Genomic DNA, 13303 nt, shown 5'->3' on the forward strand with positions numbered 1-13303 from the left:
CCATGTCCATGGGAGAGCTGAACGGCAAGGTGGCGCTGGTCACCGGGGGCGCCAGGAACGTCGGCAAGGCCATCGTGACCGAGCTGGCCAGGCGTGGCGCGCACGTGATCGTGAACTACTTCCACGCCCGGGAGCAGGCCGAGGCGACGAGGGCGGAACTGACCGCCGCCGGGTACCCGGTTGACCTGGTCAGAGCCTCCGTGGCCAGGCCCGAGCAGGTCGAGCGCATGTTCGCCACGATCGGGGAACGTCACGGCGGCCTCGACATCCTGGTGAACAACGCGGCCTCCGGAGCACTGCTGCCGCTCGCCGAGGTGACGGCGGAGCACCTCGACAGGGGCTGGGACACCAACGTCAAGGGGGCGCTGGAGTGCGCCCGCCACGCGCTGCCGCTGATGGAACGGCGGGGCCGCGGGTCGATCGTGAACGTCTCGGCCCTCGGCGGTGCCCAGTTCGTCATGGCCAACTACTTCGCCTGCGCGCCGGCCAAGGCGGCGATGGAGGCGCTGACCCGGTATCTGGCGGCGGAGTACGCCCCGCGCAACATCCGCGTGAACACCGCCTCGGCCGCCATGCTGGTCAGCGAGGTGGCCGATCGGTTCCCCGACGCGGCACGGATGCAGGAGGCCGTCAGGCGCGCGACGCCGATGGGCCGCCTCGGCACGCCCGAGGAGTTCGCCGAGGTCGTGGCCTTCCTGGCGGGTGAGCAGTCCCGCTGGATGACCGGTCAGGTCGTCCTGGCCGACGGCGGTCTGTCCCTCGGGACGAGCATGCTCGCCGCGCCGCCGGTGGAACCGGTCGCGGAAGGCGAGCCGGGCGGTGCCGTGCGGGATGAGCTGGACGGTGCCGTGGGGGATGAGCTGGACGGTGCCGTGGGGGATGAGCTGGACGGTGCCGTGGGGGATGAGCCGGGCGGCGTCGTGCGGGACGAGCCGGACGGCGTCGCCATCGTCGGCATGGGCCTGGCGGTGGCGGGCGCCAACAGCCCCGAGGAGTACTGGCGGCTCCGGCTCGACGGTGAGGAGCTGTTCGTACCGGTGCCGGCCGACCGCTGGGCCAGTGAGGAGTTCCACTCCGACGACCTCGCGGCCGAGGACAAGTCGTACCAGGACCGCTGTGTCTTCATCACCGGCTTCCAGCCCGGCCCCGGCACCTTCGACGAGACCGGCGGCGCCGAGGAGCACGAGCTCACCACGGCGTGGCTGCGCCACTCGATGGTGCAGGCGATGCGGGAGGTCACCACCCGGCCGGGCGACCGGTTCTCGTGCAGCATCGGCTACACCCCCGACGGCAACCAGCACCTGGAGGAGGCGGGAGTCCTGGCCGCGGTGGCCGCCAGGGCCGAGCGGCTGCTCGCGGGCCTGGACCTGGCGGACGCGGAGCGCGAGAGCCTGCTCGAGGAGCTCGACGGCACGCTCGCCGGACGCTACCGCCGGGGCGCCGGAGCGGATCCGTCGCGCTTCCTGCCGTACCAGGTGGGGCGGCTGGCCGTGGAAGGGGTGCTCCCGCCGGAGACCAGGCTGCAGATGGTGGACACGGCCTGCTCCTCCTCCCTCTACGCGGTGGACATCGAGGCCAAGACGCTGCTCGCCGGCGACGCCGACGTGGCGGTGTGCGGGGGAGCCTTCGCGCTGGGGCCTCGCGGCACCGTTCTCTTCTCCAAGCTGCAGGGCCTTTCCAAGCGGGGAGAGGTGCGCGCGCTGGACGCCGACGCGGACGGCGTCATCTTCGCCGACGGCGCCGCCGTGGTCGTGCTGAAGCGCCTCAGCCGGGCCCGCGCGGACGGCGACCGGATTCACGGGATCATCAGGACGATCGGCACCTCCTCCGACGGCAAGGGCAAGGCGGTCTACGCGCCCAACCCCGACGGCCAGGCCCTGGCCATGGAGCGGGCGCGACCGGACGGCGTGGACTGGATCATCGCGCACGCGACCGGCACCCCGGCCGGGGATCTGGCCGAGTTCACCACGCTGCGCGGCTACCACGGCGACAGGACCTGCGCGGTCACCTCCAACAAGTCCCTGGTCGGGCACACGGGGTGGGCGGCCGGTCTGGTGTCGGTGATCGAGGGCGCGCTGGGCATGCGCCACGAGACGATCGCGCCGCAGTTCCGCTTCACCGCGCCCCCCGAGGACTTCAGGATCGAGGAGTCCGGCCTGTACATCCCCACCGAGGCGCGGCGCTGGCCCGCGCGCCCCGGCCGCAGGCGCGCGCTGGCGGTCTCCGGATTCGGTTTCGGCGGCACCAACGCCCACCTGGTCGTCGACGAGCCGCCCCCCGCCGCCGCGAGGACGGTTCCCGCCCCGCGCGCGGACCGCGATCGTCTCGCGATCGTGGGCTGGGCGGCACACCTGCCGGGACTGCCCGGCCGGGACGCGGTGACAGCCTGGCTGCGCGGTGACGGCGCGGGTCCCGACGCGAGCTTCGGCGACGTCTACCCCGTGCCGGGATTCGAGAAGGTGCGCCTGCCCCCGCGCACGGTGCGGACCATCGACCGCTGCCAGCTCATGGTCCTCGAATGCGGCCACCAGCTCCAGGCGCAGCTGGGCGGAGCCTGGACGGACCTGTCCGAGCGCACCGCGGTGTTCGTCGGGCACCTCGGGCCCACCCGCGCGGGCATGCTCTACGCCAACCGGTGCTATCTCGACAGCATCGGCCGCACCCTGTCGGCCAACCCCCGCCTGGTCTCCTCCGCGTTGCTCCCGGCGCTGGTCGACGGCCTGCGCGAGGACATGGGCCGGCTCATCCCGCCCGCCAACGAGGACTCCTTCCCGGGCATGATGCCCAACATCGTCTCCGCGCGCGTGGCGAACTACTTCGGCTTCCACGGCCCCAACCTGGTGATCGACTCCGGCCTGGCCTCCGCGCTGTCCTCCTTCGACGTCGCCTGCCGCTACCTGCGCACCGGGGACGTCGACCTGGCGCTGGTCGGCGGCATCAACGGCAACAACCTCCCGGAGCTGCTGCCCCTGCTGGCCCGCGAGTTCGCGGGCGCGGGGGAGCCGGTGGCCGCGGAAGGGGCCTTCCTGTTCGCGATCACCCGTGAGCGGGTGGCGGCCGAGGCGGGCCTGCCGGTCCTCGGCTGGATCGACACCTCGACCGGCGGCCCTGCCGAGGACCGGGCGGGCGCCGCGGCCGGCGGATCCGTGGACGGCCGGGCAGACGCCTCGGCCGGCGGGTCCGTCGACGGCCGGGCAGACGCCCGCACCGATGTGGACTGCGGTGCGGGCGCGCCGGACAACGCCCGCTACCTCGGCGCCTCCGGGGGCATGGCGATCCTGCGCGCGCTGCACTCCGCCGACGCCGCCGCCGTGCGCATCGCCTGCTCCGGCGAGCCGGGGGCACCCGCCGTCCACCTGACGCCCGCCGTACGGGACGCGGAACCTGTGCTCGCCGTACGGGACGCGGAGCCCGTGCTCGCCGCCGGGTTCTCCGACCCGGAGCGGTACGCCCCCGGCGCCGCCGTGGAGGTGCGACGGCACGTGCCGGAACTGGTGGCGGCGCCCGCGTCCGTGACGGGGGAGTGCGAGCCCTTCCTTCCCGACGGAGTCCTGGTGCTCGTCGACCGGCCGGAACTCGCCGAGAGCCTCTCCTTCCTGCCCGCCGGCGCGCGCGTGGTGTCCTGCGCCCCCCTCACGGCGCCCCGGCCGGGGTGGCACCATCTCGCCGAGGTCACCGCCGAGGCCGTCGACGCCGTCCTGGGCGAGCGGATCCCCTCGCACGTGCGGGTGCTGGCCGATCTGACGGCCTCCGCGCCGCCCGCCGAATGCGTCGCCGCCGGCGCGCCCGGCCTGGAGGCGCTCCACGAGCTCACCTTCCTGGTGTTGCGCCGCTGCCCGGCGGCCTCCGTCACGACGGTGCTGCTCGGCGCGGTGCCCGGCGGCGTGCCGCACCCCTACACCGGCCTGTTCTCCGGGCTGACGAAGGTCGCCCATCTGGAGTCGCCGGACTCGGCCCGCTTCATGCTCGCCACCGGCACCCGGGACGTCCGTACGGCGGTGCGGGCGGCGGAGCGAGAGTCGGGCACGGGGCGCGCGCTGCCCGTGGTCTTCGACGTCGACGGGGAACGCCGCGTGTTCACCCTGGTCGAGCGGCCGGCCGAGGTGGGCGACGGGACCGCCGTCCGGCTCACCGAGGATTCGGTCGTCCTGGCCGTCGGCGGCGCCAAGGGGATCACCGCCGAGCTGATGAAGGCGCTCGCCGAGCGGTTCAGGCCGAGGCTCTACCTGGTGGGGAGCAACCCGATCGACGACTACCCGCCCGAGGTGTTCGAGGCGAGCGAGGAGGAGTTCGCCGCGGGACGGAAGGCCTACCTGCGTGCCCAGCTCGGCGCCCGCCCCGGCACGCCCGTCGGGGTGCTCAGCCGGGAGTACGACCGGATGGCCGACGCCCGGGCCGCGCGCGGCAACCTCGACGTCATGATCGAGCACTGCGGGCCGGACCGGGTGCGCTACCTGACCTGCGACGTGACCGACCCGGACGCGGTCCGCGCGGCCGTCGGCACCGTCCTGGCGGACGGCGGGGACATCGACCTGCTCGTCAACGCCGCCGGGCGCAACGGGTCGGCGCTGATGCCCGACAAGGACTTCGGCACCTTCAAAGCCGTTCGTGACCTGAAGCTGGTCTCGCACCGCAACCTCAAGCGCGCCCTCGCCGGGCGGCCGCCCGGCCTGTGGTGCAGCTTCGGCTCGCTCCTGGGCTTCTTCGGCCAGCGCGGCGAGGCCGACTACGCCTCGGGGAACGACCACCTGGCCGCCGCGTCCGCCTACGCGGCGGCCGCCGAGGGCGCCGCCGAGGTCACGCTTGCCTGGACGCTGTGGGGCGGCGTCGGCATGGGCGCCTCACCCCTGGTCAGCGACTACTACGAGCGGCGCGGCTTCTACACGCCCATGACGGCGGCCGAGGGCGTCCACCACTTCGTCCGCGAGCTGCACACCGGCACGCCGGAGGCGCACGTCGTCTACCTGGGCGAGGCGGAGCGGCGCACGGTCGGGGAGTTCTACCCCGCGTTCTTCGCCGGGCCGGAGAGCTCCTCTCCCTTCTACCTGCGCCGGCTCGTGGCGCGGGAGAGCGACGCGGTGACCTACGAGTGCCGGTTCGACCTGTCGAGCGACGGCTATCTGCGGCACCACGCCGTCAACGGGCACCCCACCCTGCCCGGCACGTTCATCACCGAGATCGCCGCGGAGGCCGCGCGGTCCCTGCGGCCCGGCCTGCAGGTCATCGGCTTCACCGACCTCCGCTTCGAGAGGTTCCTGCGGATCTTCGAGAACGTGGACCCCGTCCCCAAACGGATCCACGCCCGTGTCGCGCACGCGACCGGGGACCTCGTCACGGTCGACGTGCGGCTGGTCACCGACGTCGTCGCCCCGGGCGGGGTCGTCCTGAGCACCGGCAGCGTCCACTTCAGCGCGCGCGTCCTGCTGGCGGCGACCTTCGGCGTGACGCCGCGGATCACCCCGTGGGCGCCCGACGCCGCGGAGGTGGCCGTTCCCGACCCGTACCACGTGCCGAACGCCCCCGTCCTGCTCACCGGGCCGTTCGTCACCACCGCCGGCACCCGGCTGCACCCGAGGGGCAAGCGCGCCAGGTTCGCGCCGTCCCTCCGGCGGGACGACCCGGTGTGGTCCCGCTTCGCGATGCCGAGCCTGCTCCTGGACGGCATGGCCCGCATGGGCGTGCTGAACCTGATCGGCGGGCACCTGGTGCCGGTGGCCGCTCCCCTGTCCATCCGCCGCATCGACCTCTACCAGCAGGCCAACGACCTGTCGCTGGCCGGCTCGGGGCCGATCGAGCTCTACGCGACGCCGGCCGGGTTCGCCCTGGAGACGGACGGCCCGGTGGAGAACCGCTTCGTGGCCGCCAGACCCGACGGGAGGGTGGTGGCGCAGATCAAGGACATCACCGCCACCGTCCTCGGCTACCTGAGCGTGGACACCGGAGAGTTCCACACCCCCGACTCGGCCCTCGCGGCCATTGCAGGAGATGGACGATGACCGCACCTCCCGCGCCAGGGCCGGAAGGTCGCCACCTGATGGGCGCGCTCAGCAGCTTCAAGCGCGACTCGCTGAGCCTGATCACCGAACTGCAGGGGTACGGGGGCATCGCCCGCGTGCGGCTCGGCCCGTACCTGGTCCACCAGCTGACCGGGCCGGAGTTCATCAAGCACGTCCTGCAGGACAACACGGACAACTACCGGCGTGGCCGCTTCTACCAGGGCTTCAACCTCTTCATGGGCCGCGGCATGCTGACCACGGACGGCGCCGAGTGGAGGGCGCGCCGCGACGTCAGCCAGCCGTTCTTCCAGCGGGCCTGGCTGCACGGCGCGTCGGGCGTGATCACCTCGTGCGCGGAGGAGCTGATCGCCCGCTGGGAGGGACCGGCCGAGCGCGGGGAGGAGATCGAACTCGTCGACGAGATGATGTGGCTGGCGATGGGCGTGCTCAGCCGGATGCTCTTCGGCGTCGACCTGCGTGACAGGTACGCCGAGCTGGCACCGGCGGTCCGCTTCTCGCTCAAGGCCATGATCCTCACCGGTGAGGTCAGCCAGATGCTGCCGCGGTGGGTGCCGACGAGGTACCGCCGTGACCTGAGGCGCCACCAGGCCGTGCTCAACGGGGTGATGGACGACGTGATCGCCCTGCACCGCGCCGGCGGCGGCGATCCGGACGACCTGGTCAGCGCGCTGCTCAAGGCCACCGACGCGGAGACGGGGCGGCCGTGGCCGGACCGGCAGATCAGGGCCGAGCTCAAGACCCTGTTCATGGCCGGGCACGAGACGACGGGCTGCGCCCTGGCGTGGACCCTCTACTCTGTCGCCCAGCACACCGACGTGCGCCGCAAGCTCGAGGCCGAGCTCGACTCGGTGCTCGGAGACCGGGCACCGACGCCCGGCGACCTGCCCGGCCTGCCGTACCTGCGCCAGGTGGTCGACGAGTCGCTGCGGCTGCACCCGCCGATCTGGGTGTTCCCGCGCGACGTGGTCGAGGACGACGTCATCGGCGGCCACCACATCCCCGCGGGGACGACCCTGCTCATCCCGCCCTACGCCGCCCACCGCGACCCCGGCGCCTGGGAGAACCCCGAGGCGTTCGACCCCGAGCGGTTCTGCCCGGCCGGCCGCGGCCCGGCCCGGTACACCTACCTTCCCTTCGGCGGCGGGGCGCGGCGCTGCGTCGGCTACTACATGGCGCTGCTGGAGATCCAGTTCACCGTCGCGATGCTCGTCCGCCGCTACCACCTGAGCCTCGTCCCCGCCCAGCAGGTGACGCCGGTCGGCCTGGTGTCCCTGAGACCGGCGCGCGGCATCCGCATACGGCTCGTCAAGAGGGAGGCGTGAGGCTCGTGACGCGGACCACGCCCGTCCACCGCTACGTCTGGGAACCGGCCCCCGCCCCGCCGCTTCCGCCGTGCGGGCCGCGGCACCTGGCGGGCCGCCGGATCGCGGTCGTCGGCGGCCTGGACGGCACGGCCGAGCGGGTCGCGGCCGGGCTCGCCGGGCTCGGCGCGATCCCCTGGCAGCCGGGCGACCCCGGCGTGCCGGACGCCGTCGTGGACCTGACGCTGGCCGGCCCGTTCGACCCCACCGACGCGGCGAGCTGGGAGAAACCGCTCACCCGCACGCTGGCGGTGCTCCGGCACTGCTACGACGACTGGGCCGCGGAGAGCGACAGCCACCGCCTGGGCTATCTGGCCGTGACCTACCAGGGCGGTCACATGGGGTACGGCGAGACGGCCGCCCACCAGCCGCTGGGCGGGATCTGGGCGGGCCTGGCCAAGACGCTCCACCGGGAGATCCCCAACGTCAACGCGCGGGTCGTCGACGTCGCCGACCCGAGGCAGTCCGACCTTCCGGACATCGTGGCCCGGGAGCTGTACCGGTGGGGGCTCTGCGAGGTCGGCTACGTCGACGGCGTGCGCCACACGCTCGCGCCGCGCGTCCGCGAGGCGCCGCCCGCCACCGCGGCACCGGGCCCGCGGGACGTCGTCCTGGTCTGCGGAGGCGGGGTCGGCATCGGCTACGCGCTGGCCACCGAGCTCGCCAGGCGGCACGGCTGCGAGGTCGTGGTCACCGGGCGCCGCGCCGCGCCCGAGGGAACGGAGGAGTGGCTGCGCCTCGATCCCGAGGGCTTCGAAGAGCACCGTCACGACCTGATGCGCCGGGCCGCGCGCGACGGCACGCTCCGCGAGACCAGGAAGCGGCTGTCCCGGCTGGCCCGGCTGCGGGAGCTGGCGCGGAACCTGCGGGCGGCCGCCGAGGAGGGACTGCGCGTCAGGTACGAGCCCTGCGACCTCGGCGACCCCGCCGCGGTGTCCGCCCTGGTGGACTCGCTGGGCCCGCGGCTGACGGGCGTGGTGTACATCGCGGGCGTGGACCGCCCCGCCAGGCTGCCGGCCAAGACCGACACGGACTTCCTCGCGGGAGTCTCGGTGAAGATCACCGGGTTCCTCCGCGTGTTCGACGCCGTCCGCGACCGTGACCTCGCCTTCTTCTGCAACGCCGGATCCCTCACGGGCCGGCTGGGCGGCATGGTGGGCGAGCTGGACTACGCGGCGGGCAACGAGGCGCTGGCGCGCCTGGGCCTGTGGGCCCGGCGGGCCGGCGGGTTCCGGGTGCTCACCACGTGCTGGCCCCTGTGGCAGGAACTGAGCGCCTCGACGAACGTGGACGCCGCGCTGCGGTACATGACGGCGCTGGATCCCGCCCAGGGCCTGGACCTGTGGTGCCGCGAGCTGCTGTCCTCCTCCGGCGAGGTGACGTTCCTGGGGCGGCTCGGCAGGGAGCTGCGCCCCGTCCAGGCCGGCCAGTTCATGATCGAGCAACCGCTCCCGGGGTTCGACCTCGCCTACGGGAGGATCTTCCATCTCGGGCGGCCGGTCGACTACCGCCCGCCCGCGCGGCTGGTCGCGCGGCTGCGGCTGGACGGCGAAGCGGTGCCCGCCCTCGGCGACTTCCTGGTCGACGGCAGGCCGGCGCTCCCGGTGAGCCTGCTGATGGAGAACGCGCTGCGCTCGGCGGAGTGGACGGTGCCCGAGCAGGGACCGGTGCTCGTCCCGTGCGAGCTGCGCGACGTCCGGATCGACCTGCGGGGCCTGGCGACGGACGGCGGCGAGCTGGTCCTGGACCGGGAGTGCGCCGGCGCGGAGACCGGGGGCCGCTGGAGCACCTCGGTGGTCTTCCGCAGGCCGGGGGACGGCGCGGTGGTGGCGCGGATGGCCGTGGGATACGACCCGGCGGGGTACGACACGCAAAGCGTGCCCGCCGTGCCCGTGACCGACGACGCGCAAAGCGTGCCCGTGACCGGCGACGCGACGGCCGCGACGGCGGGGCCCGTGCGGGGCGCGCGCCCGCAGGGCCTGGACTGGCGGGGCACGCTCATCGCGGCGGGCGGGTGGCGGCGCGACCGCGACGGCACGCTGAGCGCGGAGGTACCGCCCTGCCCGCCGGCCGACCTGTGGATCGCCGACCTGGTGCCGGGAAACCGGCTGCCCGTCGCCGCGGTGGAGAACATCGTCCGGGCCGTCGCGACGGGCCCGGGCCGGCGGCTGCGGATCGGCCGCGTCGCCCTGCACGCCGACGCCTCGTCGGCCGGCCTCGTCGTCGGCCTGCCCGGCGGGCGCGAGTGGCACGCCGTCGACAGCGGCACGGCACGGGTGGTTCTGACACTGCGCGAACCGGAACTCGGCGCCTGACGGGGAGAGAGGGCACGATCCCGATGAAGATCACGATGGCGGACATCTACCGCCAGGAGCACATAGACGACCCGTATCCGCTGTACCGGCGGGTGCGCGAGGCCGACCCGGTCTACTGGGACGACAAGATGGGCGACGACGGGGCCTGGATGGTCACCGGCTACGCCGCCGCCCAGACCGCGCTCATGGACCCCAGGCTGTCGGCCAGACGGCCGCACTGGGGCCCGGACCGGCTCCCCGCGGACCCGGAGCTCGCCTCGGCGCAGCGCGCGATCGACCAGCAGATCGTCGTCAGCGACGCGCCGGAGCACACCCGCCTGAGACAGCACCTCACCCGGCCCTTCCTGCGGCGCCGCGTCGACGAGATGCGCGAGGACGTGGTCAGGCTCACCCACCACCTGCTGAAGGCGGCCGTGGCCGGTGAGTCGGGCGAGCTGGACGCGATGGACCGCTTCGCCTTCGCGCTCCCGGCCGTCAGCCTCGCCGGCGTGCTGGGCATCCCCGCCTTCGACGAGCGCTACCTGTCCTGGATGCTGAGCCTGGGGCTGCTCATCGACGACGGGCCGCTGAGCCGTACGCACCACGAGAAACTGCTCGGCGGGGTCGTCGAATACCTCCGCTTCTTCGCCGGGCACGTCGCGGAACGGCCGGGAAAGGGGGCGGCGGGCAGGCGCCAGGACCTGCTGCAGACCCTGGCCGACCACTACACCGGCGGCGGATTCGCCGACGCGGAGGAGCTGAACGGCAACCTCGCCTTCCTGCTCACCGCAGGCCAGATCAGCACGGCGCACCAGATCGGCAACACCCTGCTCCACCTGCTGCGCCACCCCGACGTGTACGACCGGCTGCGGGCGGACCCCGGCGCGGTGCCCGCGGCCACCGCCGAGTTCATGCGCTACGACGCCTCCATCCAGCTCACCAAGCGGCGGGTGCGCGAACCCTTCGAGCTCGGCGGCCACGAGATGGGCCCGGGGCAGGAGATCTACGTCTGGATCGGCGCGGCCCACCGCGATCCTGAGCAGTTCGCCGACCCCGACCGGCTGGACCTGGACCGGGCGGGGGTCAGGCACATCGCCTTCGGTCACGGCGCCCACTACTGCCTCGGGGCGCGCCTGGGACAGCTCGTCCACGACGTGGCCGTCCAGGCGTTCGTCGAGCGCGTTCCCGCGCCCCGCCTGCGGACCGACAAGATCGAACGATCGGTCATGCCGACCTTCCGCGGGCCGTACAAGCTTCCTGTCGGTTTCGGCCGGTAGGCGCCTGCCCCAACCGCTCACCAGAAGGAGGACCCGGTATGTGTGGCATAACCGGATGGGTGGATTTCGACCGTGACCTCACGAGGGAACGAGACCTGCTGCGCGCGATGACCGAGACCATGGCCTGCCGGGGGCCGGACGACGCGGGCGTGTGGGCCGGCACCCACGCGGGCATCGGGCACCGCCGGCTCGCGGTCATCGACATCGAGGGCGGCGCCCAGCCCATGAAGGCCGAGCGGGACGGCCGCGTGGTGGCCGTCCTGACCTACTCGGGCGAGGTCTACAACTACCGCGAGCTGCGCGAGGAACTGAAGGCCAGAGGGCACCGCTTCCACACGGCGAGCGACACCGAGGTGGTGCTCGCCGCCTACCTGGAGTGGGGTGAGAACTGCGCCGACCGTCTCAACGGCATGTTCGCCTTCGGCGTGTGGGACGTGGAGCGCCAGGAACTGGTGCTCGTCCGCGACCGCCTGGGCGTCAAGCCGCTGTACTACTGTCCCACCCCGGCGGGCGTGCTCTTCGGCTCGGAGCCCAAGGCCCTGCTGGCCAACCCGCTCGTCCGGCGCGGCATGGACATCGACGGGCTGCGCGAGGTGCTGACCTTCACCAGGATCCCCGGCCGGACGGTCTACCAGGGCATGCTCGAGGTGCTCCCCGGCCAGGTGGTCAAGGTCGGCAGGAACGGCCTGACCTCCAGGCGCTACTGGAGGCTGGAGGCGCGCCCGCACACCGACGACCTCGAGACCACCGTGGAGACCGTACGAGGGCTGCTGGAGGACATCGTCGAACGCCAGCTCGTCTCCGACGTCCCGCTGTGCGTCCTGCTGTCGGGCGGTCTGGACTCCAGCGTGCTGACCGCCCTGGCGGCCAGGAAGCTCGGCGCCCGGGGGGAACTCGTACGCTCCTTCGCGGTCGACTTCGTCGGCCAGGGGGAGGACTTCACGGCGGACGACATGCGCGGCACGCTCGACGCGCCGTTCGTGGCCGAGGTCGCCCGCCACGTCGGCTCCGAGCACACCGACATCGAGCTGGACGCCGCGCGGCTCGCCGACCCGTCGGTACGGCGGGCCGTGCTGAACTCGCGCGACGTGCCGATCGGCCTGAGCGACATGGACGCCTCGCTGTACCTGCTGTTCAAGGCGATCAGCGCGCACTCCACGGTCGCGATCTCCGGGGAGTCGGCCGACGAGCTGTTCGGCGGATACATCTGGTTCCACGACCCGAACGTGATCAACGCCCCCGTCTTCCCGTGGGCCGCGTACGGGTCCATGGACCACACCGCGCTGTTCGACCTGGGGCTGCTCCAGAAGCTCGACCTGCAGAACTACCTCGCCGAGCGCTACCACGAGGCCCTCGCCGAGGTGCCCCGCCTGGAGGGTGAGACCGGCCTGGAGCGCCGGATGCGCGAGGTCAGCCACCTTCACCTGTCCCGCTTCCTCCAGCTCATGCTGGACCGCAAGGACCGCACCAGCATGGCCTGCGGCCTGGAGGTGCGCGTCCCGTTCTGCGACCACCGCCTCGTCGAGTACGTCTTCAACGTCCCCTGGGCGATGAAGACGCACGACGGGCGGGAGAAGAGCCTGCTGCGGGCCGCCACCGCGGACCTGCTGCCGCGGTCGGTCCTCGACCGCCGCAAGAGCCCGTACCCCTCCACCCAGAACCCCGCCTACGACCAGGCCGCCAACGAGGAGCTGGGCCGGGTGCTCGCCGACCCGAACTCGCCGCTGTATCCCCTGCTGAACCAGGAGAAGGCGCGGCTCAGGGCGGACGGCAGGGGCCCCGGCGGGCGCATGGAGCGCAACCTGCTGGACAACACGCTGCAGATGAACACCTGGCTCGACTCCTACGGCATCACCCTGGACGTGTAGGCCGGCGGGCCGATGCCGGTGTCGCCGGACGGCGTCCGCGAACGGCCGTCCCCGTCGACGAGTTTCCCGGTCCTTGTCAGGTGCGCGCGTTACGCGGGGAGCGTCCTGTGGAAAGGGAATCGCCCGGGTCCTCCGGTCCCTTCCGGGGCCGGCGGATCGCGATCGACGCCGGATCGACCCGGCGCGGGCCGTGAAAGACGGGGCGACCCGATTACTCCGGCCGCATAACGATCGCCTGACAGGTGAAGGTGGATTCTTGTCACCGAACACGTCGCAACCCCTGATCCGTCGCTCGTGGCGGGACCGCGCGAACTCGGGACGGGTCTGGGACTCGCCGGAGCCCCGCACGCCGGCACCCGGTCCGGCCCGGATGCCCCCAGGCCGAGGCCGAGTTTCCCGGAAACGCTCATGGCCGGCCTTTCCCGGTGATGGCAAGCGGTCATTCCTTCACGTATCTGAATCATTCACCGATGTGCGGAACGGAGA

At 73.1% G+C, this 13303-nt stretch carries 5 protein-coding genes; all 5 read left to right on the forward strand.

Annotated features, from left to right (window positions below):
- Nucleotides 1-2 precede the first annotated feature (2 nt).
- From AB0G15_RS25980 to asnB, 5 genes are read left to right on the forward strand one after another with little or no spacing between them, the layout of a single operon-like run.
- Nucleotides 3-5996: an SDR family oxidoreductase gene (locus AB0G15_RS25980; protein ID WP_362844563.1), complete on the forward strand. Its 5994-nt coding sequence runs from the start codon at nt 3-5 to the stop codon at nt 5994-5996.
- Nucleotides 5993-7339 (forward strand): cytochrome P450, encoded by a 1347-nt coding sequence (locus tag AB0G15_RS25985; protein WP_362844565.1) that lies wholly within the window; start codon nt 5993-5995, stop codon nt 7337-7339. Before AB0G15_RS25980 ends, AB0G15_RS25985 begins: the two co-directional genes overlap by 4 nt.
- Before the next feature lie 5 nt (nt 7340-7344).
- Complete coding sequence (locus AB0G15_RS25990) at nt 7345-9693, forward strand: KR domain-containing protein (RefSeq protein ID WP_362844568.1); 2349 nt, start codon at nt 7345-7347, stop codon at nt 9691-9693.
- A 23-nt stretch (nt 9694-9716) separates the two neighbouring features.
- Entirely contained in the window at nt 9717-10949 is a 1233-nt protein-coding gene (locus AB0G15_RS25995; protein WP_362844571.1) for a cytochrome P450, read from the forward strand.
- 38 nt (nt 10950-10987) lie between these two features.
- Nucleotides 10988-12817 (forward strand): asparagine synthase (glutamine-hydrolyzing), encoded by a 1830-nt coding sequence (gene asnB, locus AB0G15_RS26000; protein ID WP_362844574.1) that lies wholly within the window; start codon nt 10988-10990, stop codon nt 12815-12817.
- Nucleotides 12818-13303: the final 486 nt, after the last annotated feature.

Origin of the sequence: Streptosporangium sp. NPDC023825 (genome assembly GCF_040639575.1) — a bacterium.
GTDB lineage: Bacteria > Actinomycetota > Actinomycetes > Streptosporangiales > Streptosporangiaceae > Streptosporangium.

What these genes read in the sequence shown, in the direction of transcription:
- AB0G15_RS25980 (WP_362844563.1), top strand. Translation starts at nt 3, where the DNA reads ATGTCCATGGGAGAGCTGAACGGCAAGGTGGCGCTGGTCACCGGGGGC.
- asnB (WP_362844574.1), top strand. Translation starts at nt 10,988, where the DNA reads ATGTGTGGCATAACCGGATGGGTGGATTTCGACCGTGACCTCACGAGG.
- AB0G15_RS25985 (WP_362844565.1), top strand. Translation starts at nt 5,993, where the DNA reads ATGACCGCACCTCCCGCGCCAGGGCCGGAAGGTCGCCACCTGATGGGC.
- AB0G15_RS25995 (WP_362844571.1), top strand. Translation starts at nt 9,717, where the DNA reads ATGAAGATCACGATGGCGGACATCTACCGCCAGGAGCACATAGACGAC.